The organism is Arthrobacter sp. CJL-S3 (assembly GCF_056711635.1).
In genome coordinates this window covers 139,812-165,665 of sequence record NZ_CM160046.1, presented here as the reverse complement: position 1 = coordinate 165,665, position 25,854 = coordinate 139,812, and the positions used below count along the sequence as shown (strand labels likewise).

Here is a 25,854-nt window from a genome sequence, read left to right as displayed (position 1 = left end):
CTGGTGATCTCCTGGTCAGAGGGCGGTGGTGGTGGCGGCGGAGAGGTCGCTGACGCGAGGCTTAGCGGAAACCGGGGCAGCCTCGTCGGCGCTGGACACCTGAAGGTACTTCTTGTGGAAGCGCGGCCCCATCAGGGCGTAGGCCGTGGCGCTGGACAGGCCGCCGGCCAGCCAGGACAGGTCCCAGCCGCCGAGGGCGACGGCGATGGGGCCCTGCATTGCCGGGACCAGCCCGTACATAAACAGCCAGGTGGCGAAGATTCCGATGAGCAGGGATGCGATGCCCGCGGGGTTCACACCCGGGAGGCGCTTGGTGCCCACCGCGTCGAACAGCCGGGCCGGGTCGCTGGGCCAGCGCTTCTCGATCCAGAAGTAGTGCACCAGCATGACGCCGCCCCAGGCGGCCACCCACGCTACGAGTCCGATCAGCCACGCGTCCAGGACGGCGGCGAAGTCCTCCTGGAAGATGAAGAAGACGACGGCGGCGAGCGAGAAGACGCCGACGAAAAGGTTGAGCTTGCGGCGGCTGATGGTGATGTCGAGGGCCTGCGTCGCGACGGAGAAGGTGTAGATGTTCAGGATGTTGGTGGCGATGGGCCCGTGCAGGACCATCAGGAGGACCGGGAGCGCCAGGACGCCGAAGTTCTGGACAATCAGTTTGCCGGGGTCGATCTCGCCGCTGTTGGTGGCCAGGCTGGCGCCCAGGATTCCGAGCCAGACGACGGGGATGAACTGGCCCAGGACCGAGGCCAGGTAGACCTTGCGCTTGGGCACTTCGGTGCTGACGAAGCGGGAGTAGTCGGCGGCGTAGGTGAACCAGGTGATGCCCCAGCCGATGCCGATCGCCGTCATGACCGCGCTCATCGCGGCGATCCGCTCGGAGCCTTCGAGGATATTGCCGGCCGGTCCGGCGTAGGACCAGTTGATCTTCATGCCGAACCAGGCGACGGCGGACATCACGGCGAGGATGATGATGGTGGGCGGCACGGTCCACTTTTCAAAGGCCGCAATGGCCTTGTAGCCGAACCAGGCGATGGCGACCTGTGCAGCCATGATGGCCGTGGCGACGCCGATCTTCCAGGCGTAGTTCTGGGCCGTCGGGTCAACCCAGCCGAGGGTGCCGAACAGCGCCATCACCAGGTCCAGGATGATCCAGGTGTTGACCGCGCACCAGCCGATGACCAGCAGTGCCTGGATGGCTGCCGGAAGGTAGTTGCCGCGGCGGCCAAAGGCGGCCCGGGCCAGGACCATGCCGGTCGCCCCCGTCTTCTGGCCCAGCAGCACAAAGCAGCCGAAGAGCAGCATGCCGATCAGGTTCCCCAAAACCAGAACGGTGACGGTGTCGGCGAAGCCGAGGCCGAGGTGGATGCCGAGGGCGCCGAGCACCCAGTTGATCGGGGCGAGGTTGGCGCCGGCCCAGATCCAGAACTGGCCAGAGACCTTCCGCGTCCGCTGGGATTCGGGGATGGGCTGGAGCCAGGCTTCGCAGTCTTCGTTGACTGCGGGAGCGGGAGTGGCCGAAATCATAGGGGGTTCTTCACGCATTGGAGCCTCCGTGAGTGAGTGGGTCCTTCAAGATTATGTGGCACAGGCCACATCCGGCTATATATGATGTGTCTACTTAATGCTTGCTTCATGCGACGGAGTGTCATGTCAGTACGTCTTCAGGATGTCTTAGCCCATCCGACCCTTTCAGCCGCCGATCCGGTGGTCCGGGCGGCGGCAGATACCGCAGCCCGGACCCAGCTCCGCTGGATCCACTCGAGTGAGATTCTGGACATCGCGCCGTTACTGGACGGCGGGGAGCTCCTGCTGACGGGAGGGGAAGCCCTCGCCCTGGCCTCCGAGGAGCGGCGGGTCACCTACATCCGCCAGCTGGCGGAGCGCGGAGTGGCGGCCCTTGCCATCGAAACCGGCGGCGCCCTCCCGTCACTCCCGTCCTCGATGGTGGCGGCTGCCGAGGAAGCCGGCCTTCCGCTGATCGAACTGCGCAAGGTGGTGCCGTTTGTCAGTGTTATGCAGGCCATCAACTCGTCACTGGTCAGCGAGTCGGTCTCGCAGCTGCGGCGGGCGGATGAGGCCAGTCACGCGATGGCCGTCGAGCTGGCCCACGGCGGCAGCCTGGACCGGATCCTGGCCGTGCTCGCGGGCATCACCCACAGCGAGGTGACCCTGGCGTCCCTCACCGGCGCGGCCCTGGCCAGTGCCACGCCAGGGCCCTCCGAGACCGCCGACGACGGCACGCCCGACGCCGGCAGTGCCGCGCCCGAGCCCGGGACGCCTGGACCCGGGCTACCGGAATCCGCGCCGCACGAGCATGCACGCCTGATCCAAATCGACGTTCCGGTCCGTGGCATCCTGGCCGCGCAGCTCGTGCTCCGGGTTCCGGCGGAGGAGGACGAGAACCTTGCCCGGACAGCCGGAAAACGCTCCGTGGACATTCTGGCCCTGGCCATGCTGCAGCGGATGTCCCCCGGACTGCGGGAGGTGGCCGGAGCTGCGCTGATCCGTGCGATCGATTCGGGCAGCCAGCCCTGGCGGCTGCAACAGTTGGCGTCAGCCGCCGGGCATTCCGGTCTCGGCCCCGCTCGTGGCGGTGGTGGTGCGCTCGGATATCTCCCAACAGCTGCGCACGTCCCTGGAGCAGCACCTTTCCCGGGCGGCGCAGTCCCACGCCACCTATGTCGACAACGCCGAGCTTCTCGCCATAGCCAGCCTGGCCGGGGATGCCACGGAAGAGAGCCGGCAGCGGCTCCTGGCAGACCTCTCGGAGCTGCCCGCCATGGACGGAACGTTCGCCGCCGTGGGCCCCCTGGTGGCCGGCATATCGGACGCTCCCTGGTCGCTCTCCGAAGCCAAGCTCACGCTGGAATTGGCGGCGTCCCCGGAACAGGCCCGCCCGGGAAGCGGCGGCGCGCACCGTCCCGTGATCGACGCCGAGGCCTTCGCGGTGGAACGTCTCACTGTTCAATCGCTGGACCCGTACCAGCGGCGGAACTTCGTGCGCCAGCAACTGGGCGCGCTCCTGGATCACGACGCACAGCGAAATTCGAGGCTGCTCGACACGCTGGCCACGTGGCTGGACTGCGGCTGCAACACCGCCCACGCAGCCCGCGAGCTTCATGTGGAGCGGCAGTCGATGCACCAGCGGCTGCGGCGGATCTTCGAACTGTGCGGCGGCGACCCCCGGGACTCGGGCCGGCTGGCGGCACTGCATCTGGCCGCCCGGCTGGCCCGGCTCACCTGAGTAGACAGGCTGGCCCGCGGAGCCCGGCTGTCCTGAGGAGCCGGGCCGATCTGATTCCTACCCGGGGCCGGCCTGTTCCGGCCTCGCGGGCGGACGTCCGCCGAGGCGCGTGGTGACCCGTCCCGCAGCAGCGGCGCACGCCTCGCCCAGGCTTTGGAGCCGCTCGCGGGAAACGCGGAAGCGGGGGGCCGGGATGAGGACGGCGGCCACGATGTCGCCGCGGTGGTCATAGACGGGTGCGGCCACGCCGACTTCGTCGATTGATGATTCACCGTAGTTGATGGCCCACCCGCGGCGGACGACGTCGCCGAGTTTGGTCTGGTAACTGTCGAGGCTGGCATCATCCAGCCCCGGATAGGTGGTGGCTCCGCTGCGGAGCAGGGCACGGACACGCTCGGCCGGTTCGGCGGAGAGGAACACCTGCACGGAGGCGCTCATGGCGTCCTGGTAGCGGGCTCCCAGCGGCGTGGTGTGTTTGATCTGATGGTGGCTGGCGATCTGTTCCACGCACATCGACTCGGACCCGTTCCAGACCATCAGGGCGCTGGTTTCGCCCGTCTGTTCGGTGAGTTCCCGCAGCACCGGGTAGGCCACGCGCCGTTCCTCCAGTTCCGCAAGCAGCGGGCCGGCCACGGCGATGAGGCCCAGGCCCAGACGGAACCGGCGGGTTTCCGGATCGCGCTCCACGAGGTGTTCCTGCTCGAACGTGGCCAGGATCCGGGACACGGTGCTTTTGTGCAGGCCGACGCGGTTGGCGATCTCGGTGACCCCGAGCAGCGGCTCGTCGGCGGTGAAGGTCCTCAGCACGGCGATGGCGTTGACGATGACGGAGGTGCCTTTGATGTCGCCGTTTCCGGTGCTGTCAGCAGGTTCTTCTGGACTCATAGTGACTCCCATCATTCCGTACGGAGGCCTAAAAGCGGCGCCACGTCAGACGTGGCGCCGCTTCAGTGCGGGTCAGGGGATGGTCAGGCGCCCACGATGTTGTATTCGGGGCCGAACGGGAACTTGGTGATGTTCTCCGCGCCGTCCTCGCCGACCACCAGGATGTCGTGCTCACGGTAGCCGCCCGCGCCGGGCTGTCCGTCCAGGACCGTGATCATCGGTTCCATGGAGACCACCATGCCCGGTTCCAGCACGGTGTCGATGTCCTCGCGGAGCTCCAGGCCGGCCTCCCGGCCGTAGTAGTGGCTGAGGACGCCGAAGGAGTGCCCGTAGCCGAAGGTCCGGTTGGCCAGCAGGCCGTGGCCCACGTAGATCTCGTTGAGTTCGGCGGCGATGTCCTTGCAGACCGCGCCCGGCTTGATGAGTTCGAGGCCGCGCTTGTGGACTTCCACGTTGATGTTCCACAGCTCCAGGGAGCGGGCGTCGGGTTCGCCGTAGAACAGGGTGCGTTCCAGGGCCGTGTAGTAGCCGGAGGTCATCGGGAAGCAGTTTAGGGACAGGATGTCGTGTTCCTGGATCTTGCGGGTGGTCGCCCAGTTGTGGGCGCCGTCGGTGTTGATGCCGGACTGGAACCAGACCCAGGTGTCCCGGATTTCGGAATCCGGGAAGGTCCGGGCGATTTCGTGGACCATGGCTTCGGTGCCGATCAGAGCCACCTCGTATTCGGTGATCCCGCCGGTGATGGCGTTGCGGATAGCTTCCCCGCCCAGGTCTCCGATGCGGGCCCCGTGCTTGATGACCTCGATCTCCTCGGCCGATTTGATCATCCGCTGGCGCATGGCCGCCTGGGCGACGTCGACCAGGGTGGCCGATTCGAAGGCGGCCTGGATCTTGTTGCGGTTGTCCAGCGGGAGCGAGTCATCCTCGACGCCGATCCGGCGCGGGGAAATGCCGCGGGTGCGCAGCACCTCCTGGATCGCGAAGATGTAGTTGTCCCGGCGCCAGTCCGTGTAGACCACGTTGTCACCGTAGCTGCGGCGCCAGGGCATGCCGGCGTCGATGTTGGCCGTCACGGTCACCGTGTCGTCCTTGGTGACCACCATGGCGTAGGAGCGGCCGAAGTAGGTGAACAGGAAGTCGGAGTAGTACTTGATGGAGTGGTAACTCGTCAGGACGACGGCGTCCAGGCTCTTCTCCGCCATGATCCGGCGCAGGCCGGCCAGCCGGCGCTCAAACTCGGCGTCCGAGAAGGTGAGGCTGACCTTCGTGCCGTTGTGCAGGACCTTAAGGCGCTCCAGTTCGGCGATGGACGAAGCGTTGTCGGTGGTCGTAGTCATTATGGTGATGCCTTTCTTCGATGGTTACTTCAGAGGGGAAAGTTGGAACGGGTGGGACTACCCGTGGCTCAGGGGTTCCCTGCTGGTTTCGCGGGAGAGAATCACGGCGATCAGGGAGATGACTGCGGCGGCGACCAGGTACCAGGCCGGGGCCAGGTCGTTGCCTGTGGCTGCGATCAGGAGGGTGGCCATAAAGGGTGCGGTGCCGCCAAAGATCGCGTTGGAGAGGTTGAAGCTGACCGCGAAGCCGCTGTAGCGGACGCGGGTGGGAAACATTTCCGCCAGGAAGCTCGGGAGCGTCCCGTCGTTGAGGGTGAGCATGGCGCCCAGCAGGATCTGGACGAGGATGATCACCAGGAAGTTCCCGGTTCCCAGCAGGGCGAAGGCCGGTACGGTGAGCACGATGAAGCTGATGGACGCGGAAATGAGCACCTTCTTGCGGCCGTAGCGGTCCGACAGCATTCCGGTGAGGAAAATGAAGCCGATGTACGTCGCCAGCGCGATCGTGGTTGCCAGGAAGGATTCGGTTTCCCCGAGGCCAAGCTCGGAGGACAGGTAGGTCGGCATGTAGCTGAGGATCACGTAGAAGCCGACGGCGTTGAGCAGCACTGCTCCGACGGCCTTCAGCAGCAGCCGCCAATGATTGCGGAAGAGGCCGAAAACGGGGGCCTTGATGGTCTGGTCCTCTGCTGCGAGCTCGCGGAATACCGGGGTGTCTTCGAGCTTGGTGCGGATGTAGCGTCCGATCAGGCCCATCGGGGCCGCGAGTAGGAACGGCAGACGCCATCCCCAGCTTTGCATCGCTTCGGTGCTGAGCAGGGTGGTCAGGAGACCGGCGATCAGGGAGCCGAGCAGCAGGCCCGCTGCGGTACTGGCGGGCACGACTGCCGCGTAGAGGCCGCGCCTGTTGGCCGGGGCGTACTCCACGAGGAAGGCGGAAGCGCCGGCGTACTCACCTGAGGCTGAGAAGCCCTGGGCAACGCGGATGATCAGGAGCAGGATCGGAGCCCAGATGCCGATCGTGTCGTAGCCCGGGATAAGGGCGATGCAGAACGTCGCTCCGGACATGATCAGGATGGACAGGGAGAGCGCAGTCCGGCGCCCGACACGGTCTCCGATATGGCCCCATACGAAGCCTCCGAGGGGCCGCACGAGGAACGAGATCGCGAACAGGGCGAACGTCAGCAGCAGCCCTGTCTGGGGATCGGACTCGGGGAAGAAAACCGCTGCAATGGTGACGGCCAGGTAGCCGTACACGGCGTAGTCAAACCACTCCACAAAATTGCCGATGAAGCTGGCCGCGATCACCCGGCGGCGTGTTTCCTTGCTGACGCCGCTGCCCGGGTCTGCCGGGCCGCTCAACGCTGGTTGTGCGGACGAAGTACTGCCATGCCCGTTATTGGACTCCGGGCCGGTCGGTCCCGCAAGTGTGGCGGGGGAGGAAGTTTCGTTACTCATGGATCCACCAAAGGGTTTTGGGGTTGCATTCAATGCAACGCTGTTGCACCAGATTATGCGTGACATGAGACACAGTCAATGCTTTTTTGTTTCCAGCTTGTAAGTTTCGAAGCACAGGGCAACGGTTCCGCGGCGGGCTACGGACCGGGGTTTGGGAAATCAAGTTGCGTTGAACGGAATCTCGTTGCAGCAGCCAAGGGTGAGGAAAGCCGCCGGCCCCAACCGTCGCTGGCCCCCTTAAACGGAAACGACGGCGACACCCCGGACTCGCCGGTGTGTCGCCGTCGTGCCGGCGCGTTAGAGGGTCGGGAGGGCGGGCCGGCCGTCAGCCGCGCAGCCGCTCCATGCCGGGATCGAAGAGTGGCTCGGCCGCGACGGTCGCCGCGATCCGCTTGCCGAAGTATTCGAGCTCCACGGAATCACCGACCCCGACCCCGGCCGGAAGCCACGCGTAGGCGATCGGCTTGCGCACCGAGTAGCCGTAGGCGGCGCTGGTGACGTAACCGGCGGCCTCACCATTGACGAACACGGGTTCCTTGCCCAGCACCATGGACGTGCCGTCGTCCACGGTCAGGCACCGCAGCGCGCGCGTGGCCGGCTGTTCCCTGCGGCCGGCGAGCGCCTCGCAGCCCACGAAGCCTGCCTTGTCCTTGGCCACGGAGAAGCCCAGGCCGGCCTCGTACGGGTGGTGCTGCGAGGTCATGTCCGTGCCCCACAGCCGGTAGCCCTTCTCCAGCCGCATGCTGTTGAACGCCCCGCGCCCGGCCGCGATGATCCCGTGCTCCTGGCCGGCGTCGAACAGCAGGTCCCAGAGCTTCAGCCCGTACTCCGCGGTGGTGTAGAGCTCCCACCCGAGCTCGCCCACGTAGGAGAGCCGCATCGCCGTGACGGGGATGCCGCCCACTGAGATTTCCTTGGTCCGGAAGTACTTCAGGCCGTCGTTGCTGAGGTCGTCGGTGCTGATCTTGCCGATCACTTCGCGTGCCAGCGGACCCCACAGGCCGATGCAGCAGGTGCTGCCGGTGATGTCCGAGACGTGTGCCCAGTCGGCGGGATCCGCGGCCGATTGCTTCCTGGCCTCGACGCGCAGGTAGTCGAAGTCCACGTTGCTGTTCACGCCGAGCTGGAAGTCCTCGTCCCCGAGCCGGGCCACTGTCACGTCGCTGCGGATGCCGCCGTCGTCTGCCAGCAGGAGGCAGTACGTCACGGCACCGGGCTTCTTGGCGATGTTTCCGGTGCTGAGCCGCTGCAGGAGCGCCAGCGCGCCGGGTCCCGTGACGGCCAGCCGCTTCAGCGGCGTCATGTCGAAGAGTCCGACGGCGGTGCGCGTCTTCCAGGCTTCGGCCGCCGAGACGGCGGAGTGGAACATCGCAGACCACCCGTCCCGCTCCGGTGCCCGCCACTGCGCCGGCAGCTCCTCGAGCAGGCCGCGGTTGGCTTCGAACCAGTGGGGGCGCTCCCAGCCGGCGGACTCCAGGAAGAAGGCCCCGAGTTCCTTTTGCCGGACGTTGAACGGGCTGACCCGCAGTTCCCGCGGCGCTTCCCTGGGCTGCAGCGGGTGCAGGATGTCGTAGATTTCCACGAAGTTCTGCTGGGATGTTTCGCTGACGTACCGGTCGCTGGTCTGCACCTTTTCAAAACGCGTCAGCTCGCAGCCGTGCAGGTCGGTGCGGGACTGGCCCTCGATGAGCAGTTCGGCCATGGCCCTGGCGACGCCGGCCGAGTGGGTGACCCAGACTGCCTCTGCCACGAAGAAGCCGGCGACGTCGGCGGACTCGCCCATGAGCGGGCCGCCGTCCGGCGTGAAGGAGAAAATGCCGTTGAAGCCGTCCTCGATCCGCGCTCCGCGCAGCGCCGGAAGGAGCTCCTGGCTGTCTTCCCAGGCGGGAAGGAAGTCCTCCAGGGTGAAGTCCAGGCGGGAGGGCATGCGGTGGTCGGACATCTCCCCGGCGCCGACGCGGGGCAGCTGTGCCATGTCCACGGGCATGGGCCGGTGCGCGTAGCTACCGATGCCGATCCGGTCGCCGTGCTCGCGGAAGTACAGGTCCTTGTCCTGGTAGCGCAGGATCGGCAGGCGGGCGCCGTTGGGAAGCTCGTTGCGGCCCTTCAGCTCGGGCAGCGAGGTTGTCTTCACATATTGGTGGGCGAGCGGCAGCAGCGGCACCTTCAGGCCCACCATCTTCCCGAGCTCGCGGCCCCAGAAGCCGGCGCAGGACACCACAATGTCCGCCGGGATCACGCCGTCGGCCGTTTCGACGCCGGTGACCCTGCCGCCCGTCTGCTCAATGCCCGTCACGGAGATGGAGCCGAGGTACGAGACGCCGGCTTCGCGGGTGCGGCTGATCAGCAGCTGGACGGCGCGGGCCGCGGAGGCGAGCCCGTCCGTGGGGACGTAGAGCCCGCCGAGGACAGTGCCGCCATTCCCCAACGCCCCGGTGCCGAGCAGCGGGTAGTGTTTCTCGCACTCGTCGGGATCGATCAGGCGGCCTTCGATGCCCCAGGACGTGGCGTACCCGAGCTTGCGCTTGAGGTCCTGCAGCCGGGCCTCGGTGGTGGCCAGTTCGAGCCCGCCCACCTGGTTGAAGCAGGACGCTCCGTCGGCGCTAAGGGCCAGCAGCTTGCTGACCGTGTAGCCGGCGAACTCGGTCATCGTCTTGGACGGATTGGTCTGGAAAACCAGGCCGGGGGCGTGCGAGGTGGAACCGCCGGCCAGTTCCAGCGGACCCTGCTCGACCACGGTGACGTTGGTCCAGCCCCGGGTGGCGAGTTCGTCCGCGAGGTTGGTGCCGACGATGCCGGCGCCGATGATGACAACGCGTGGTGATGCGCTCATAAGTGGTTCTCCTGGTTCGCCTTAGCGGAATACGACGGTGCGGGTGTTGTTGAGCAGGACGCGGTGCTGGCAATGCCACTTGACCGCGCGGGACAGGGCCTGCGATTCGGCGTCCCGGCCCACCGTGACGAGGGCGTCCGGATCCAGGCTGTGGTCCACCCGGAAGACCTCCTGCTCGATGATCGGTCCCTCATCGAGGTCCGGCGTCACGTAGTGCGCGGTGGCTCCCACGAGCTTCACCCCGCGGTCGTAGGCCTGGTGGTACGGCTTGGCCCCCTTGAATCCCGGCAGGAACGAATGATGGATGTTGATCGCCCGGCCACGCAGGCTGGTGCAGAGGCCGTTGGACAGCACCTGCATGTAGCGCGCCAGGACCACCAGATCCGCGTCGTATTCGGCCACGAGCTCCAGCAGCCGCGCCTCGGCCTCCGGTTTAGTGCCGGACGTCACCGGAACATGGATGAAGGGCAGCCCTACGGCTTCGGCCATGGCCCGCAGGTCCTCATGGTTGGAAACAACGACGGCGATCTCCGCACCCAGGCTCCCCGCCTGCCAGCGGAAGATCAGGTCGTTCAGGCAGTGACCGAACTTGGAAACCATGACCAGAAGCCGCTGGGGCCTGCCGTCGTGGATGGAGAATTCCATCCCGAATTCGCGGGCAGTCGGCGCGAACGCTGCCGTGAGGACTTCCGCGTTGGACTCGGCGGGCCCGCCTCCGGTGAACGCCGTGCGCAGGTAGAGGTTCCCGCTGACGTGGTCATCGAACTGCTGGTGCTCCACGATGTCAAAGCCGCTGTCGGCCAGGAATGCGGTCACCGCCCGGACGATGCCGGGCCGTTCGGGACAGGCCAGGGTGAGGACGAATTCCGCCGGGCGGGTCTTCGAGACCGCCGTCGCCGCACCCGCAACGGCAGGTACGGCGTTGACGGTGGTCACGGCACCCGCGGGGCGGTTTTGAAGGATTGTGGCCACGGTTCTCTCCTATTTGATGGCGTCGTTGGGCGTGGAGGCGTCGGCGGGGGCGGAGGCGTCGCCGGGGCAGCGTTTTTCCGCGGAACAGCGTCCGTCGCATTCGTGTCGGGTCACCAGGTCGAACTGGACCCCGCCGTGCTGGTCCACGCCGTCGCGGATGGCCCGTTCGACGACGTTGCTGGCCAGCCGACGGCGCAGGGCCAGCGGATCCCGGCGGAGGTCACGGGTCAGGGCGAAGCACAGCAGCAGCATGACCAGCACGAACGGCAGCGCCGCCACGATGGTGATGCGCTGGAGGCCGGACAGTGCCTCCGACGGCTCATCGCCGCCGGCCAGCAGCATGACCGCCGCAACGGCACCCGTGAGCAGGCCCCAGAAGATCACCAGGCCCCGGGAGGGCTCGTTGGAGCCGTTGGAACTCAGCGTGGACATCACCAGAGAGGCGGAGTCGGCGCCCGTCACGAAGAAGATGCCCACCAGGACCATGGCCAGGACGGCCACCGCCGCGGCGACGCCGGCGGAGAGCGGCAGGTTGCGAATCAGGTCGAAAAGGGCGCCGTCGAAGGAGATGGAGGGAGCGCCGTCGACCATTGTGACGAGGCCGTCAGCAGGGTTTTCCGTCTTGTCCGCCGCGGCCTGGATGTTGAAGGCGGTTCCTCCGAAGATACCGAACCAGAGCACGCTGACCAGGCTGGGCACCAGCAGGACGCCGGTGACGAACTGGCGGATGGTGCGGCCGCGGCTGATGCGGGCGATGAACATGCCCACGAACGGCGTCCAGGACACCCACCAGGCCCAGTAGAAAATGGTCCAGCCGGACAGCCAGGTGCGCAGCGCCTCGTCACCGACGGCTTCGGTGCGGGATGCCATTTCGGCCAGGTCGCGGGCGTAGTCGCCGATGGCCGCGGGAATCAGGTTGAGGATGAACAGGGTGGGCCCGGCGACGAACACGATGAGCGCCAGGATGACGGCCAGGACCATGTTGATGTTGGACAGCCACTGGATGCCGCGGCGGATGCCGGACACCGCGGAGGCGACGAAGCAGACGGTCAGGACCGCAACGATTGCCACGAGCAGGGGTGTGCCGAGTTCTCCCACCCAGCCGTTGGACGTGAGGCCGCTGCCAATCTGCAGGGCGCCCAGGCCCAGTGAGGCCGCGGTCCCGAAGAGCGTGGCGAAGATGGCGAGTATGTTGATGAGCTTTCCCACCGGGCCCTCAACGGTCCTGCTGCCGAACAGGGACGTGAAGGCGGCCGAGACCAGCTGCTTGCGGCCCAGGCGGAAGGTTCCGTAGGCCATCGCGACGCCCACCACCGCGTACATCGCCCAGGGGTGCAGGGTCCAGTGGAAGATGGAGGTGGCCATGGCGGTCTGGATGGCTGCCGGGGTCTGGCCGTCAACCGTCCCCGGCGGGGGCGAAACGTAGTGGTAGAGCGGCTCTGCCACGCCGTAGAACATCAGGCCGATGCCCATGCCGGCGGCAAACATCATGGAGATCCAGGAGATGGTCCGGAACTCGGGCTTTTCGCCGTCCTTGCCCAGCGGGATGTCGCCGAACCGGCCCAGGGCGAGCCAGAGGACGTAGACCACGAACAGGGACGCCAGCACCATAAACAGCCAGCCGGTGTTCGTCATGACCCAGTCGAGGGCGGTTTGCGAGGTGGTGGAGAGGCTTTTCGTCCCGATGAAACCCCACACGATAAAAGCGATGGCCAGGACGCCGGTGATCCCGAAAATGGTCTTGTCCAGTCCCAGCGTGCTGCGGGTCCGGCTGCGTGCCGCGTGTTCGCCTTCGGTCTGCCGCAATTCCTCGAGGATCTGCTCGCCGGCCTCCGGTTGCTTCGCGGGATCGAGGGTGTCGATCACGACGGCGGCGGGCCGGCCGTCCGGCTCCCCGGAGCCTTCGGGAGGGGTGCCTTCGGTGCTGCTTCCGTCACTTTTCAATCCAATGTCGCTGTTCAATGCCATGAGCTAGTCCTCTGTTCGGATTCATGGGCTGGTGCTAGACGTGGCCGTCCACGCTCAGGCCAGGCGGGAGGTTGGGAACCTCTTTGGATTCGGTGATCATGATGTCGCCGTCGATCACTGAGACTTCGTGGGAGCGGACCGGCAGCTTGGCCGGCGGAGCGTCAACGCTTCCCGTGCGGAGGTTGAACCTGGAGGCGTGCAGCGGGCATTCGACCCAGCAGTCCTCCACCCAGCCGTCCGCCAGGGAAGCGTCCTGGTGGGTGCACGTGTCGTCAATGGCAAAGAGTTCGCCCTCCTCGGTGTGGAACACGGCGATGGGCGGCGACGTGTTCAGCCGCAGCGCTTCCCCGGGTGCCAGTTCGCTGAGCGGGCATGCCTTGTGCATGGGTGGACCTCTACTTCGTTCGGGAATTCTCGGAAAAGCCGCGATCTTGGAGTTCCGTAGTGGACAACAGCAATCGCATTAAGCAACAGAGTGGGTTAGCTCACAGGGCTTGTCAAGGGTTTTCACTTCTATTGCGGCCCCCCGACGTCTTCCTGAACCGCTCTTGACAGTGACCTTGGTCTGCCCCACTCTGTTGCATATAGCGATTGTTGTTGCGTAGAAAGCAATTGGAAGAGGATGTCGAAATGCAGACGCTGGCGATTGTGGGAGCCTCCCTGGCAGGCCTATCCGCCGCCCGGGCAGCCCGCGCCCAGGGATTTGCCGGACGTCTGGTCATCATTGGCGACGAGCCCCACCGGCCGTACGACCGACCGCCGCTGTCCAAGGACTTCCTGCTCGGGACGGTCACCGCGAAGGACCTCTTCCTGGAGTCCGACGCCGAGGAGCTGGGCGCGGAATGGGTGCTGGGTTCTGGAGCTGCTTCCCTGGATGCCGCCTCGCGGACCATCCGCCTTAAGGACGGCAGCACGGTGGAGGCGGACGGCATCGTCATTGCCACCGGCGCGAGGGCGCGGCAGTTGCCCGCGCTGGCCGGGCTGAGCAATGTGTTCACGCTGCGCACCCTCGCGGACGCGCAGGCCCTCGCGCCCGCGCTGGTGCCGGGAAACAAGATGGCCGTGATCGGCGCCGGCTTCATCGGCGCCGAGGTGGCCTCCGCTGCGGCCTCGCGGGGCATGGATGTCACGATGATCGACACCAAGCCCGTGCCGTTCGCCGTCCAGCTGGGTGCGGAGATGGGCGGCGTCGTGGCCGGACTCCACGCCGCCAACGGGGTGGAGCTCATTTCCTCGGCCGTCATAGAGGTCTTTTACAGCGGCGAAGGTAGCGTCACCGGCCTCCGGCTGGCAGGCGGCCGCTATCTGCCGGCCGACGTCGTCGTGGTGGGCATCGGAGCTGAGCCCAACACCCAGTGGCTGGAGGGCTCCGGCCTGGAGCTGGGCAGCGGCGTCCTGTGTGACGCCATGGGCCGCACCAACGTTCCGGGCATCGTGGCGGTCGGGGACTGCGCGGCCTGGTTCGACCAGGCCGCGGGTGCGCACCGCCGGATCGAGCACTGGACCTGCGCCCTGGAGCGCGCCGCCCTTGCCGTTGAGGCGCTGCTGAACCCTGACGCCGCACCGAAGCCTGCCAAGCCGCACTATTTCTGGTCCGACCAATACGGCGTCAAGCTGCAGTTTGCCGGCCACGCCGCAGGCTACGACCGGCTGGAGATCGAAGCGGGCGACGCGCTCACGCACAGCTGCGTCGCCGTGTACTACCGCGGGGATGTCCCGGTGGCGGTCCTCGGCATGAACCAGCCGCGGCTGTTCACCAAGTGGCGGCGGAGCCTCGCGGCGCCGCCTGTCGCTGTCGTTGTTTGTTGATCTTTTATTCGTTAGGAGGACAAATTGTCTCTTGAGGTAAGTGCCCCGAGTCTGATTCCTACGCTGCCCGGCCACACTTATGTGGACGAGGCCGTGTTCCGGGCCGAGCAGGAGCGGATTTTCGAGCAGATGTGGTTCTGCGCCGTCCGCTCCGCGGACCTGGACAAACCGGGCGCCTGGCGGACGGTGCAGGTGGGCCGGGAAAGCGTGCTGATCAGCCGCACCCGCAAGGGTGGCATCCGCGCCTTTTACAACGTCTGCCGGCACCGCGGTGTCAAGCTGTGCATGGAGGAGCAGGGTGAAGCGGCGCGCTCATTCCAGTGCCCGTACCACGCCTGGACCTACGACTTCGAGGGCAAGCTCATCGCGGCACCAAACCTGACCAAGATGCCGGATATCGACCGGGACGAGTACGGCCTGGTGAAGGTCCACATCCGCGAATACCTGGGCTACGTGTGGGTGTGCCTTGCGGACGAGCCGCCGTCCTTCGAAGACGACGTCATCGGAGCCATCGAGGAGCGGCTCGGCGACCTCAAGGCGATCGAAGGCTACGACGTGGCCAACCTCAGCCTGGGCCGCCGCATCCGCTATGACGTGAAGGCGAACTGGAAACTCATCATCGAGAACTTCATGGAGTGCTACCACTGCGCCACCATCCACCCGGAACTGACGGAGGTCCTGCCCGAGTTCGCGGACGGCCTGGCCGCCCAGTACTTCGTGGGTCATGGCGCGGAGTTCGGCGAGGACGTCAAGGGATTCACCATCGACGGCTCGGAAGGGCTGGACCTGATTCCGGGGGTGGGCGAGGACCAGGACCGCCGGTACTACGCCATCACCATCAAGCCCACGGTATTCGTGAACCTCGTCCCGGACCACGTGATCATTCACCGCATGTTCCCGATGGCCGCGGACCGCACCATCGTGGAGTGCGACTGGCTGTACCTGCCCAGCGTCGTGGACAGCGGCAAGGACGTCAGTGCCTCGGTGGAGCTGTTCCATCGCGTCAACCAGCAGGACTTCGACGCCTGCGAGCGGTGCCAGCCCGCCATGGGCTCGAAGGTCTACGCCAAGGGCGGCGTCCTGGTGCCGAGCGAGCACCACATCGGGGCCTTCCACGACTGGGTGCAGGAGAAAGTGGGCGGCGTCGCCCCGCAGTCCTGAGCCGAGCCGGGCTGCGGCCCTTGGCGAAGAACCGCAGCCCGGCCACAAGCACGCTCACCGGCCGCCGGTGTAGCCCATCTTTGCGCTGATCTGCAGCCCGGCCTGCTTCAACGCCTCGAGGAGTCCCGGCGCCTTTTCCGGATCAAAACGGAAGGCGGGCCCGGAAATACTGACCGCCCCGATCACTGTGCCCACATGGTTGTACACCGGCACCGACATCGAGTTGAGGCCGATTTCGAACTCCTCGCGGACCACCCCGTAGCCGTCGCGGGCGACGGCAAGCAGCTGCGTTTCGAGCTTGTTCCGGTCGGTGATGGTCCGCGGCGTCCGGGCCGGAAGCCCGGTCTCCTTCAGGACGCGGTCGCGTTCGTCCGCGGACAGCGCCGCCAGCAGGACTTTCCCGCTCGAGGTCGCATGGAGCGGCGTCAGGCTGCCCACCCAGTCATAAGTAGCCAGCGTCGACGGGCCCATCGCCTGGTCCACGTTGACGGCGAAATTGGAGCGCAGCACGGCAAGGTTCACCGTTTCCTTGAACTCTTCGGCAAGGCTTTCCATTACTGGCCGGGCCTCACGGACCAGGCTGAGCCGCCCGGGAATGGAGCTTGCCAGCCTCAGGATGCCAAAGCCCAGCTGATACTTGCCACGCTCGCTGTTCTGGTGGACCATCTCCCTGCTCACCAGCGAACCGAGCAGCCGGGAGACGGTGGACTTGTGGATGCCCATCTCCGCGGCGATTTCGCTCACGCCCGCATGGCCGTCCCTGGCCAGGATCTGCAGAACGGCCAGGGCCCGGTCCACCGACTGGACGCCGCCGTGCTGGCCCGCCTCCGCATCGACGTCGGGTTCGGGGTCATTCTTCGAGGCCATGATCCATACTCTCATTGAGGTCCAGGCGCATCAGCACGCGCGGAAAGCCGTTGATGACGGAGTCCGTGGTGGCAACCTTGGTGAACCCGGCCTCTTCGAAGAGCTTTCGCGTGCCCACGTAGGCCATCGTGAGGTCCACGCGCTGGCCCTCATTGTCGACCGGATAGCCCTCGATGGCCGGTGCGCCGTGGCTGCGGGCGAAGTCGACGGCGCCCTTCAGTAGCTCGTGGGAGATTCCCTTGCCGCGATGCCCTGGCCGCACCCGAATGCACCACACAGACCAAACGTCGAGCTCGTCCACATGGGGGATCTTACGGTTGCGGGCAAAACTGGTGTCGGCGCGCGGATGGACAGCCGCCCAACCCACCACGTCGCCGCCGTCGTACGCAAGCACACCGGGCGGCGGGTCCTGGCTTGTCAGCTGCCGGACCAGCTCCCCGCGCTCCGGGCCGCGCAACTCCAGGTTCTGCTTGGAGGGGATGCGGTAGCTCAGGCACCAGCACACGTTGGCATCGGCCCGTTTGGGGCCCAACACTGCCTTGACGTCCTCGAACTGCGACGCCGGTCGGACTTCGATGGCCATTCCGCGACTCCTCTCGTTTCCGATTCCGCTTCCGGGTCTGACACAGGCCCCGCGCCTAGACTAGAGCACCTTCCGGATGGTCTCTTCGAAGCTCGTGACGTGGTGAAGGGCCAGCTCGGCCGCCTTGTCGGCGTCGCCCGCGGCCACCGCCTTGAGCAGCTCCACATGCTCGGTGATGTGGCCGCTCACCGAGGGCACCTTGTCAAGGACCAGGCACCAGATGCGCGTGGCCAGGTTGTCGTAGCGGATCAGGGTGTCTTCCAGATGCGGGTTGGCTGCCGCGCGGTAGATTAACCGGTGCACGGTCAGGTCGTAGCGCATGAGATCCCGGGACTCCCCCGGGCTGGGATCCAGCTCCGCGATGACCTTGGCGACATGCAGCAGTTCCCGGCGCATGGCCGCGTTTGCGCGGGTGGCCGCGCGGCGCGCCGCCAGTGGCTCCAGAAGTTCCCGGATCTCCGAGACGTCGGCCAGCTCCGTGAAGTCCACGTTGGTGGCAAAGGTCCCCCGGCGCGGGTACGAGACGACGAGGTGGTCCACCTCCAGCCGCTTGATCGCCTCGCGCACCGGGGTGCGGCCGAATCCGAGCTCCGCCGCCAGCTGCCCGTCGTTGATGGGCTCGCCCGGCCGGATCTCAAGCATGATCAGCTTGTCGCGCAGCTGCCGGTACGCGGACTCCGCCTGGGACAGGGCTTCGTCCTCGGCGGGAGGCAAGGCTTGAAGTGCAGTCAAGGCGCCGCTCCGTTCCTGGTTCGAACCGGAAGCTCAGTGCCACTTCGCTCCCGGCTATTGACTCTCTTGTGATCCCGATCATATCATTGACATCACACTGATATATCAGTCATTGCAACAGTGGTATTTCATAAGGAGCATCCGTGGTTGAGCAGTTGAACGACCGACTTTCCGCAGTCGATCCCGAGGTCCACGAGGCCATCGCCAATGAGCTGGGCCGCCAGCAGTCGACGCTAGAGATGATCGCGTCCGAGAATTTCGCCCCCTCCTCGGTCATGGAGGCGCAGGGGTCGGTCCTGACGAACAAGTACGCCGAGGGCTACCCGGGCAAGCGCTACTACGGCGGCTGCGAGCACGTTGACGTGATCGAACAGCTGGCCATTGACCGGGTCAAGGCCCTGTTCGGCGCGGAAGCGGCGAACGTGCAGCCCCATTCGGGCGCCCAGGCCAACGCCGCCGCGATGTTTGCCCTGCTGGAACCGGGCGACACGATCATGGGACTTTCCCTGGCGCATGGCGGGCACCTCACCCACGGCATGCGCATCAACTTTTCCGGCAAGCTCTACAACGTGGTCCCGTACCACGTGAGCGAGCACAGCCACCTGGTCGACATGGCCGAGGTCGAGGCCCTGGCCCTCGAGCACCGCCCGAAAATGATCGTCGCCGGCTGGTCCGCCTACTCCCGGCAGCTGGATTTCGCCGAGTTCCGCCGGATCGCGGACCTCGTGGGCGCCTACCTGATGGTCGACATGGCCCACTTCGCCGGCCTCGTCGCCGCCGGGCTGCACCCGAACCCGGTGCCCTATGCCGACGTCGTCACCACCACCACACACAAGACCCTCGGCGGGCCGCGCGGCGGGGTGATCCTGAGCAAGGCGGAGTATGCCCGCAAGATCAACAGCGCCGTCTTCCCCGGCCAGCAGGGCGGCCCGCTGGAACACGTGATCGCCGCCAAGGCCGTTGCGTTCAAGATCGCGGCGTCGGCCGGGTTCAGGGAACGCCAGGAGCGCACCCTCGAAGGTGCCCGCCTTCTCGCGGCCCGGCTGCTGAAGGATGACGTCGCCGCCGCCGGGATCTCGGTGGTCAACGGCGGCACGGATGTCCACCTGGTCCTGGTGGACCTGCGGCACTCGGAGCTGGACGGACAGCAGGCCGAAGACCGGCTGCACCAGATCGGCATCACGGTCAACCGCAACGCCGTCCCGTTCGACCCCCGCCCGCCGATGGTCTCCTCCGGGCTCCGGATCGGCACCCCCGCCCTGGCCACGCGCGGCTTCGGCGCCCCGGAATTCACGGAGGTGGCGGACATCATCGCCTCCGCCCTCACGTCACCGGCCATCGACAACGAACTCAGCGAGGAAACCGCCGCAGGCCTCCGCCGGCGCGTCAGCGCCCTGGCGGGAAGGTTCCCCCTATACCCGCACCTGGGCACCACGACGGCGGCACCGGCGCTTGAGGCAGAACTGATTGGAGCAGCACAATGAGCACGGAACAGCTTCCGGAGCACCCGGAATTCCTCTGGCGCAACCCGGAGCCCAAGTCCTCCTACGACGCCGTGATCGTCGGCGGCGGCGGGCACGGCCTCGCCACCGCCTACTACCTGGCCAAGAACCACGGGATGACCAACATCGCCATCCTGGAAAAGGGCTGGCTCGCCGGCGGCAACATGGCCCGGAACACCACGATCATCCGCTCCAACTACCTCTGGGACGAGAGCGCGGCGATCTACGAGCACGCCCTGAAGCTCTGGGAGATCCTGCCGGAAGAGCTTGAGTATGACTTCCTGTTCAGCCAGCGCGGCGTGATGAACCTGGCCCACACCCTGGGTGACGTCCGCGAGAGCATCCGCCGTGTGGGGGCGAACAAGCTCAACGGCGTCGACGCCGAGTGGCTGGACCCGCAGCAGGTCAAGGAACTCTGCCCCATCCTGAACATCAACGACAACATCCGCTACCCGGTTATGGGCGCCACCTACCAGCCGCGTGCCGGCATCGCCAAGCACGACCACGTTGCCTGGGCGTTCGCCCGCAAATGCGACGAACTCGGCGTGGACATCATCCAGAACTGCGAAGTCACCGGCTTCCTCAAGGACGGCAACCGCGTCGTCGGCGTCAAGACCAACCGCGGCACCATCCACACCGAAAAGGTCGGCCTCTGCGCCGCCGGACACAGCTCGGTCCTCGCGGAAATGGCCGGGTTCCGGCTGCCCATCCAGTCCCACCCGCTCCAGGCGCTCGTGTCCGAACTCCACGAGCCAGTCCACCCCACGGTGGTCATGTCCAACCACGTCCACGTCTACGTCTCCCAGGCGCACAAGGGCGAACTGGTCATGGGCGCCGGTGTTGACTCCTACAACGGCTACGGCCAGCGCGGATCCTTCCACGTGATCGAGCACCAGATGGCAGCCGCCGTCGAACTCTTCCCCATCTTCGCCCGGGCCCACGTGCTCCGGACCTGGGGCGGGATCGTGGACACCACCCTCGACGCCTCCCCGATCGTCGGCACCACCCCGGTGGAGAACATGTTCGTCAACTGCGGCTGGGGCACCGGCGGCTTCAAGGGCACTCCGGCGGCCGGGCTGACCTTCGCGCACACGATCGCCACCGGAACGCCGCACACCCTGAACAAACCCTTTGCCCTCGAGCGCTTCGAAACCGGCGCCCTGATCGATGAACACGGCGCCGCCGCCGTGGCCCACTAGAAAGAGGTACGGACATGCTCCTGATCCCCTGCCCCAACTGCGGCCCCCGCGACGAGACCGAATTCCGCTACGGCGGCCAGGCCCACATCGCCTACCCCGAAAACCCGGCGGAACTCACCGACCGTGAATGGGCCGAGTACCTGTTCTACCGCGACAACACCAAGGGCGCCTTCGCAGAGCGCTGGCTGCACAGCACCAGTTGCCGCCAGTGGTTCAACATGCTCCGCGACACCGTCACCTACGACATCCAGGCCGTGTACCCGATGGGTCAGCTTCGTCCCGCCACGGGACCCACCGCCCCGGCCGTCCCCAGCCCCGTCTCCCCGGAAGGAGCAGTCAAATGACCGCTCAGCCGCAGCCCGCGCGTCTGTCCACCGGCGGACGCATCGACCGCAGCGTCACCTGGCGCTTCACCGTGGATGGCCGTGAATTCACCGGCCACCCCGGCGACACCCTCGCCTCCGCCCTGCTGGCGAACGGCCAGCTCCGCGCCGGCAACTCCCTGTATGAGGACCGGCCCCGCGGCATCATGTCCGCCGGCGTCGAGGAATCCAACGCCCTCGTCAAGGTCGCCGCCCGGTTCCCGGGCCACGTGGCAGAATCCATGCTCCCCGCCACCACGGTGACCCTGGTGGACGGGCTCAGCGCCGAACTCCTTAACGGCCTCGGCAAGCTGGACCCCGAGGAGGACCGGGCCGAGTACGACAAGAAGTACGTCCACACCGACGTCCTTGTGGTCGGCGGCGGCCCCGCAGGCCTGGCCGCGGCCCGCGAAGCAGTCCGCAGCGGCGCCCGCGTCATACTCCTGGACGACCAGCCCGAACTGGGCGGCTCGCTGCTGTCCGGATCCACCGCTCCGGACCTCGCGGAGACCATCGAAGGGGTCCCGGCCCTGGACTGGGTGTCCAACGTTGAAGCCGAACTGATCTCCGCGGCCGAGTGCACGGTCCTGAACCGCACGTCTGCTTTCGGCTCCTACGACTCCAACTACGTCATCGCGGCCCAGAACCGGACGGACCACCTCCTGACCCCGGCCGCCCCCGGCGTCTCCCGCCAGCGGATCTGGCACATCCGCGCCGCCCAGGTCGTCCTCGCTCCGGGCGCCCACGAACGCCCGCTGGTCTTCGAAAACAACGACCGCCCCGGCATCATGCTCGCCTCCGCGGTCCGCAGCTACCTCAACCGCTACGCCGTTGCCCCCGGTTCGCGCGTGGTCATCAGCACCACCAACGACAGCGCCTACGCCCTGGCCGCCGACCTCCGCGCCGCCGGCATCCGCGTCGGGGCCGTCGTGGACGCCCGCCCGCGGCTGAGCGAAACAGCCGCCGCGGCGGCCGCGGCCGGCACGCGGGTGCTGATCGGCAGCGCCGTTGCCAACACCACCGGTGAGGAGCGCGTCGCCGGCGTCACCGTCCGGAGCATCAACGACGACGGCGAACTCACCTCCGGCGTCGAACAGCTCGCCTGCGACCTGCTCGCCGTCTCCGGCGGCTGGTCCCCCGTGGTGCACCTGCACTCCCAGCGCCAGGGCAAGATCCGCTGGGACGATGACCTGGCGGCGTTCGTCCCCAGCAGCGTGGTCCCCAACCAGCACGTAGCCGGTGCCGGCCGCGGCAGTTTTGAACTCGGCGACTGTGTCGCCGAAGGCATCTCCGCCGGGGCCGCCGCGGCCGGCGCCGCCGGCTTCGACCTTGAAAATTCCGGCGCAGCCGTGGATCCGCTGGTCCTTTCCGAGCCGAAGGCGTCCGCCCCGACGCGCCAGCTCTGGCTGGTCCCCGGGCAGGAAGGCGGCCCGGATGACTGGCACCACCACTTCGTCGATTTCCAGCGCGACCAGTCCGTGGCCGACGTGCTCCGCTCCACCGGCGCCGGCATGCGCTCGGTGGAACACGTCAAGCGCTACACCTCGATCAGCACCGCCAACGATCAGGGCAAGACCTCCGGGGTGAACGCGATCGGCGTCATCGCCGCGGCCCTGCGGCAGGCCGGCGAAGCGTCCCGGGGCATCGGGGAAATCGGCACCACCGCGTACCGCGCCCCCTTCACGCCCGTGGCGTTCGCTGCCCTGGCCGGACGCCAGCGCGGCGAGCTCTTCGACCCGGCCCGGCTCACCTCCATCCACCCCTGGCATGTCGCCCGCGGCGCCCTCTTCGAGGATGTCGGCCAGTGGAAGCGCCCCTGGTACTACCCGCAGAACGGCGAGGACATGGACGCCGCGGTCCTGCGCGAATGCGCCGCCGTCCGGGAATCGGTCGGCTTCATGGACGCCACCACGCTGGGCAAGATCGAGATCCGGGGCAAGGACGCGGGCGAGTTCCTGAACCGCATCTACACGAACGCGTTCAAGAAGCTCGCCCCGGGCTCGGCCCGCTACGGCGTGATGTGCACCCCGGACGGGATGATCTTCGACGACGGCGTCACGCTCCGCCTCGACGATGACCGGTTCTTTATGACCACCACCACCGGCGGCGCTGCCAAGGTCCTGGACTGGCTGGAGGAATGGCTGCAGACCGAATGGCCGGAGCTGGACGTGCACTGCACCTCGGTCACGGAGCAGTGGTCCACCATCGCCGTCGTCGGACCGAAATCCCGTGCCGTCGTGGCGAAGCTGGCTCCGGAGCTGGCGGCCGACGGCGGCCTCGACGCCGAGGCGTTCCCGTTCATGACGTTCAAGGAAACCACGCTCGCCTCCGGCGTCCGGGCCCGGATCTGCCGGATCTCGTTCTCCGGCGAGCTGGCCTACGAAATCAACATCCCGTCCTGGTACGGGCTGAACACCTGGGAAGCAGTGGCAGCGGCCGGGGCGGAATTCAGCATCACCCCCTACGGCACCGAAACCATGCACGTGCTGCGGGCGGAGAAGGGCTACCCGATCGTCGGCCAGGACACCGACGGGACCGTCACCCCGCAGGACGCCGGGATGGAATGGGTCGTGTCCAAGGTCAAGGACTTCATCGGCAAGCGGTCCTACGCCCGCAAGGACGCCGGCCGCACCGACCGGAAGCACCTGGTCAGCGTCCTTCCCGTGGACGGCACGATCCGGCTGCCCGAAGGCACCCAGCTGGTGGAGCAGGGCATCACCGTTAACCCCGCCTACGGCCCCGTCCCGATGCAGGGATTCGTGACCTCGAGCTACCACAGCGCGGCGCTGGGACGGTCATTCGCCCTCGCCCTGATCAAGAACGGCCGCAACCGCATCGGCGAAACCCTGGTGGCCGCCGCCGGGGACCAGCTGGTGGACGTGGTTGTCGCAGAAACCGTACTTTTTGACTCTGAAGGGACCCGCAAAGATGGCTGACACTGCAGCACTCGAAAATTCCAAGAAAATCCAGACCCTCCGGCAGAGCCCCGCGTCGCCACTGAAGGCAGCGTTTGAGACGGGGTCCGTGGCGGGCACCGTGGAGCTGCGCGAGGTGCCGTTCCTGACCATGGCCGGGCTCCGGGTCGATCCGGGCAGCGACGCCGGGGAACGGCTGGGCACCCTGACGGGGGGCCTGCCCTCGGCATCAGGGGAGGTCCGCGGCAGCGGCGGGACCGCGGTGCTGTGGCTGGGCCCGGCAGAATTCCTGCTCGTGGCCCCCGCGGAATCCCACGAAAGCCTGGGCGGCGAGCTGCCCGGTGCGCTGGTGGAGGCACTGGGGGACGGCGCCGGGCAGGTGGTGGATCTCTCCGCCAACCGCACCACGCTCGAACTCTCCGGTCCGCGGGCACGGGCCGTCCTGGAGAAGGGCTGCTCCCTGGACCTGCACCCCCGCGTCTTCAAGACCGGGACGGCCCTGTCCACGGAAGTCGGCGGCATCCCCGCCGTCCTGTGGAAGACCGCTGAGGAGGAATACCGCGTCTTCCCTCGGGCATCCTTCGCGGAGTTCCTGGGCCGCTGGCTCCTCGACGCCATGCGCGAATACGCCTCCCCCGAGGTCCCCTGATGGCGCTCAGCGTCCTGGATCTGTTCTCTGTTGGCATCGGGCCGTCCTCCTCCCACACGGTCGGCCCGATGCGGGCGGCCAAACGGTTCGCCGACGGACTGAAAAGCGACGGGCAGCTGAGCTCCACCACGAGGGTGCAGGCCGAGCTGTTCGGCTCCCTCGGCGCCACCGGCCGGGGCCACGGTTCGGACAAGGCCGTGGTCCTGGGCCTCCAGGGCCAGGATCCGGACACGGTGGACACCGCCACCGCCGATGACCAGGTCGCGGCCGCCGCCCTGGATGCCGAACTCCGGATCGGCGGGGACCACCGGGTGGACTTCAACTGGGACGAGGACGTGGTGCTGCACCGCCGCAAGTCGCTCCCGGCCCACCCGAACGGCATGACCTTCCGGGCGCTGGACCGCACCGGCGCCGTCCTCAGCGAGCGGAGCTTCTATTCCATTGGGGGCGGCTTCGTGGTTGACGGCACCGCCCAGGGAGCGGACCAGGTGGTGGCGGATGACACCGTGCTGCCCTACCCCTTCACGACCGCCGACGAGCTCCTGGACATCTGTTCGCGTGAGGGCATGTCCATCTCCGAGGTGATGCTCGCCAACGAACTCGTCTGGCGCAGCGAAGCCGAACTCCGGGAGAAGCTGCTGGCCCTGTGGGCGGTCATGCGCCAGTGCGTGGACAACGGCTGCGCGGCCGAGGGGATCCTGCCCGGCGGGCTGAACGTCAAACGGCGCGCCCCGTCGCTGTTCCGGACCCTGACAGCGGACACCGGGGTGACCGACCCGCTCCGTGCCATGGAGTGGGTGAACCTTTTCGCCCTCGCGGTCAACGAGGAGAACGCCGCCGGCGGGCGCATCGTCACCGCCCCGACCAACGGCGCGGCCGGCATCGTGCCCGCGGTGCTGCACTACTACGTCAAATTTGTTCCGGGAGCCGACGACGACGGCGTCGTCCGCTTCCTGCTGGCGGCGGCCGCCGTCGGGATCCTGTTCAAGATCAATGCCTCCATCTCCGGCGCGGAAGTGGGCTGCCAGGGCGAGGTCGGTTCCGCCTGCTCCATGGCGGCCGCCGGGCTGTGCGAGGTATTGGGCGGCACTCCCGCGCAGGTGGAAAACGCCGCCGAAGTGGGCATCGAACACAATCTCGGCCTGACCTGCGACCCCGTCGGCGGCCTGGTGCAGATCCCGTGCATCGAACGGAACGCGATCGCCAGCGTGAAGGCCATCAACGCCGCCCGCCTGTGCCTGCACGGCGACGGCAGCCACAAAGTGTCGCTGGATAAAGCCATCAAGACCATGCGTGAGACAGGAGCGGACATGAAAACCAAATACAAGGAGACCTCCCGCGGAGGCCTCGCCGTGAATGTGATCGAGTGCTGAGC

At 67.1% G+C, this 25,854-nt stretch carries 21 protein-coding genes and 1 pseudogene; 10 read left to right on the top strand and 12 right to left on the bottom strand.

The window, feature by feature from the left end; all coding sequences use genetic code 11:
* Positions 1-15 precede the first annotated feature (15 nt).
* Complete coding sequence (locus AC06G6_RS00805; protein ID WP_479825443.1) at positions 16-1,527, bottom strand: purine-cytosine permease family protein; 1,512 nt, start codon at positions 1,525-1,527, stop codon at positions 16-18.
* A gap of 81 nt (positions 1,528-1,608) precedes the next feature.
* Between AC06G6_RS00805 and AC06G6_RS00800 the strand changes: the two are divergent.
* Positions 1,609-1,977 (top strand): annotated as a pseudogene (locus AC06G6_RS00800) (PucR family transcriptional regulator ligand-binding domain-containing protein); the annotation flags it as partial.
* A gap of 107 nt (positions 1,978-2,084) precedes the next feature.
* Here the strand turns inward: AC06G6_RS00800 and AC06G6_RS00795 are convergent.
* Positions 2,085-2,210, bottom strand: coding sequence for a hypothetical protein (locus AC06G6_RS00795; protein WP_479825441.1), 126 nt, complete (start codon positions 2,208-2,210; stop codon positions 2,085-2,087).
* A 392-nt stretch (positions 2,211-2,602) separates the two neighbouring features.
* On the opposite strand from AC06G6_RS00795, the gene AC06G6_RS00790 reads away from it, so the two are divergent.
* Positions 2,603-3,247, top strand: a complete 645-nt coding sequence (locus tag AC06G6_RS00790) for a PucR family transcriptional regulator (protein WP_479825439.1) — start codon at positions 2,603-2,605, stop codon at positions 3,245-3,247.
* Between the two features lie 57 nt (positions 3,248-3,304).
* Here the strand turns inward: AC06G6_RS00790 and AC06G6_RS00785 are convergent, their stop codons facing one another.
* From AC06G6_RS00785 to AC06G6_RS00755, 7 genes are all read right to left on the bottom strand, one after another.
* Positions 3,305-4,144, bottom strand: a complete 840-nt coding sequence (locus AC06G6_RS00785; protein WP_479828792.1) for an IclR family transcriptional regulator — start codon at positions 4,142-4,144, stop codon at positions 3,305-3,307.
* A 71-nt stretch (positions 4,145-4,215) separates the two neighbouring features.
* Complete coding sequence (locus AC06G6_RS00780) at positions 4,216-5,469, bottom strand: aminopeptidase P family protein (protein WP_479825437.1); 1,254 nt, start codon at positions 5,467-5,469, stop codon at positions 4,216-4,218.
* A gap of 57 nt (positions 5,470-5,526) precedes the next feature.
* Positions 5,527-6,927 (bottom strand): MFS transporter, encoded by a 1,401-nt coding sequence (locus tag AC06G6_RS00775; RefSeq protein WP_479825435.1) that lies wholly within the window; start codon positions 6,925-6,927, stop codon positions 5,527-5,529.
* A gap of 325 nt (positions 6,928-7,252) precedes the next feature.
* The gene (locus tag AC06G6_RS00770) at positions 7,253-9,760 is read right to left on the bottom strand and encodes a GcvT family protein (protein WP_479825433.1); all 2,508 of its coding nucleotides are present in this window, start codon (positions 9,758-9,760) and stop codon (positions 7,253-7,255) included.
* A gap of 21 nt (positions 9,761-9,781) precedes the next feature.
* The gene (gene purU, locus AC06G6_RS00765) at positions 9,782-10,732 is read right to left on the bottom strand and encodes a formyltetrahydrofolate deformylase (RefSeq protein ID WP_479825431.1); all 951 of its coding nucleotides are present in this window, start codon (positions 10,730-10,732) and stop codon (positions 9,782-9,784) included.
* A gap of 9 nt (positions 10,733-10,741) precedes the next feature.
* The gene (locus AC06G6_RS00760) at positions 10,742-12,700 is read right to left on the bottom strand and encodes a BCCT family transporter (RefSeq protein WP_479825429.1); all 1,959 of its coding nucleotides are present in this window, start codon (positions 12,698-12,700) and stop codon (positions 10,742-10,744) included.
* A gap of 34 nt (positions 12,701-12,734) precedes the next feature.
* A complete protein-coding gene (locus AC06G6_RS00755) occupies positions 12,735-13,085 on the bottom strand; it encodes a bifunctional 3-phenylpropionate/cinnamic acid dioxygenase ferredoxin subunit (protein WP_479825427.1) in 351 nt (116 codons plus the stop codon).
* A 245-nt stretch (positions 13,086-13,330) separates the two neighbouring features.
* Here AC06G6_RS00755 and AC06G6_RS00750 point away from each other — a divergent pair, with 245 nt between their 5' ends.
* On the top strand, positions 13,331-14,509 hold the full coding sequence (locus AC06G6_RS00750; protein ID WP_479825425.1) for an NAD(P)/FAD-dependent oxidoreductase: 1,179 nt from the start codon (positions 13,331-13,333) through the stop codon (positions 14,507-14,509).
* Positions 14,510-14,533: 24 nt separating this feature from the next.
* Entirely contained in the window at positions 14,534-15,670 is a 1,137-nt protein-coding gene (locus tag AC06G6_RS00745) for an aromatic ring-hydroxylating oxygenase subunit alpha (RefSeq protein WP_479825423.1), read from the top strand.
* 54 nt (positions 15,671-15,724) lie between these two features.
* On the opposite strand, the gene AC06G6_RS00740 is transcribed toward AC06G6_RS00745, so the two are convergent.
* Genes AC06G6_RS00740 through AC06G6_RS00730 form a run of 3 tightly spaced genes read right to left on the bottom strand, consistent with a single transcriptional unit; the run spans position 15,725 to position 17,852 of the window.
* On the bottom strand, positions 15,725-16,537 hold the full coding sequence (locus AC06G6_RS00740; RefSeq protein ID WP_479825421.1) for an IclR family transcriptional regulator: 813 nt from the start codon (positions 16,535-16,537) through the stop codon (positions 15,725-15,727).
* Positions 16,521-17,120 (bottom strand): GNAT family N-acetyltransferase, encoded by a 600-nt coding sequence (locus AC06G6_RS00735; protein ID WP_479825419.1) that lies wholly within the window; start codon positions 17,118-17,120, stop codon positions 16,521-16,523. The genes AC06G6_RS00740 and AC06G6_RS00735 overlap by 17 nt, the downstream gene beginning before the upstream one ends.
* A 60-nt stretch (positions 17,121-17,180) precedes the next feature.
* The gene (locus tag AC06G6_RS00730; RefSeq protein ID WP_479825417.1) at positions 17,181-17,852 is read right to left on the bottom strand and encodes a GntR family transcriptional regulator; all 672 of its coding nucleotides are present in this window, start codon (positions 17,850-17,852) and stop codon (positions 17,181-17,183) included.
* A gap of 143 nt (positions 17,853-17,995) precedes the next feature.
* Between AC06G6_RS00730 and glyA the strand changes: the two genes are divergently transcribed.
* Genes glyA through AC06G6_RS00700 form a run of 6 tightly spaced genes read left to right on the top strand, consistent with a single transcriptional unit; the run spans position 17,996 to position 25,852 of the window.
* On the top strand, positions 17,996-19,336 hold the full coding sequence (glyA, locus tag AC06G6_RS00725; protein WP_479825415.1) for a serine hydroxymethyltransferase: 1,341 nt from the start codon (positions 17,996-17,998) through the stop codon (positions 19,334-19,336).
* Complete coding sequence (locus tag AC06G6_RS00720) at positions 19,333-20,553, top strand: sarcosine oxidase subunit beta family protein (RefSeq protein WP_479825412.1); 1,221 nt, start codon at positions 19,333-19,335, stop codon at positions 20,551-20,553. Before glyA ends, AC06G6_RS00720 begins: the two co-directional genes overlap by 4 nt.
* A gap of 14 nt (positions 20,554-20,567) precedes the next feature.
* The gene (locus AC06G6_RS00715; RefSeq protein WP_479825410.1) at positions 20,568-20,897 is read left to right on the top strand and encodes a sarcosine oxidase subunit delta; all 330 of its coding nucleotides are present in this window, start codon (positions 20,568-20,570) and stop codon (positions 20,895-20,897) included.
* Entirely contained in the window at positions 20,894-23,851 is a 2,958-nt protein-coding gene (locus AC06G6_RS00710) for a sarcosine oxidase subunit alpha family protein (protein WP_479825408.1), read from the top strand. The genes AC06G6_RS00715 and AC06G6_RS00710 overlap by 4 nt, the downstream gene beginning before the upstream one ends.
* Positions 23,844-24,479, top strand: coding sequence for a sarcosine oxidase subunit gamma (locus tag AC06G6_RS00705; protein WP_479825406.1), 636 nt, complete (start codon positions 23,844-23,846; stop codon positions 24,477-24,479). The genes AC06G6_RS00710 and AC06G6_RS00705 overlap by 8 nt, the downstream gene beginning before the upstream one ends.
* On the top strand, positions 24,479-25,852 hold the full coding sequence (locus tag AC06G6_RS00700) for an L-serine ammonia-lyase (RefSeq protein WP_479825404.1): 1,374 nt from the start codon (positions 24,479-24,481) through the stop codon (positions 25,850-25,852). The genes AC06G6_RS00705 and AC06G6_RS00700 overlap by 1 nt, the downstream gene beginning before the upstream one ends.
* Positions 25,853-25,854 lie beyond the last annotated feature (2 nt).

Bases quoted from the DNA above. Each gene is read 5' to 3' on its own strand.
- AC06G6_RS00710 (WP_479825408.1), top strand. From the start codon at position 20,894: ATGACCGCTCAGCCGCAGCCCGCGCGTCTGTCCACCGGCGGACGCATC.
- AC06G6_RS00705 (WP_479825406.1), top strand. From the start codon at position 23,844: ATGGCTGACACTGCAGCACTCGAAAATTCCAAGAAAATCCAGACCCTC.
- AC06G6_RS00755 (WP_479825427.1), bottom strand. From the start codon at position 13,085: ATGCACAAGGCATGCCCGCTCAGCGAACTGGCACCCGGGGAAGCGCTG.
- AC06G6_RS00735 (WP_479825419.1), bottom strand. From the start codon at position 17,120: ATGGCCATCGAAGTCCGACCGGCGTCGCAGTTCGAGGACGTCAAGGCA.
- AC06G6_RS00785 (WP_479828792.1), bottom strand. From the start codon at position 4,144: ATGGGAGTCACTATGAGTCCAGAAGAACCTGCTGACAGCACCGGAAAC.
- AC06G6_RS00775 (WP_479825435.1), bottom strand. From the start codon at position 6,927: ATGAGTAACGAAACTTCCTCCCCCGCCACACTTGCGGGACCGACCGGC.
- AC06G6_RS00770 (WP_479825433.1), bottom strand. From the start codon at position 9,760: ATGAGCGCATCACCACGCGTTGTCATCATCGGCGCCGGCATCGTCGGC.
- AC06G6_RS00780 (WP_479825437.1), bottom strand. From the start codon at position 5,469: ATGACTACGACCACCGACAACGCTTCGTCCATCGCCGAACTGGAGCGC.
- AC06G6_RS00750 (WP_479825425.1), top strand. From the start codon at position 13,331: ATGCAGACGCTGGCGATTGTGGGAGCCTCCCTGGCAGGCCTATCCGCC.
- AC06G6_RS00805 (WP_479825443.1), bottom strand. From the start codon at position 1,527: ATGATTTCGGCCACTCCCGCTCCCGCAGTCAACGAAGACTGCGAAGCC.
- AC06G6_RS00760 (WP_479825429.1), bottom strand. From the start codon at position 12,700: ATGGCATTGAACAGCGACATTGGATTGAAAAGTGACGGAAGCAGCACC.
- AC06G6_RS00700 (WP_479825404.1), top strand. From the start codon at position 24,479: ATGGCGCTCAGCGTCCTGGATCTGTTCTCTGTTGGCATCGGGCCGTCC.
- AC06G6_RS00715 (WP_479825410.1), top strand. From the start codon at position 20,568: ATGCTCCTGATCCCCTGCCCCAACTGCGGCCCCCGCGACGAGACCGAA.
- AC06G6_RS00740 (WP_479825421.1), bottom strand. From the start codon at position 16,537: ATGGCCTCGAAGAATGACCCCGAACCCGACGTCGATGCGGAGGCGGGC.
- AC06G6_RS00720 (WP_479825412.1), top strand. From the start codon at position 19,333: ATGAGCACGGAACAGCTTCCGGAGCACCCGGAATTCCTCTGGCGCAAC.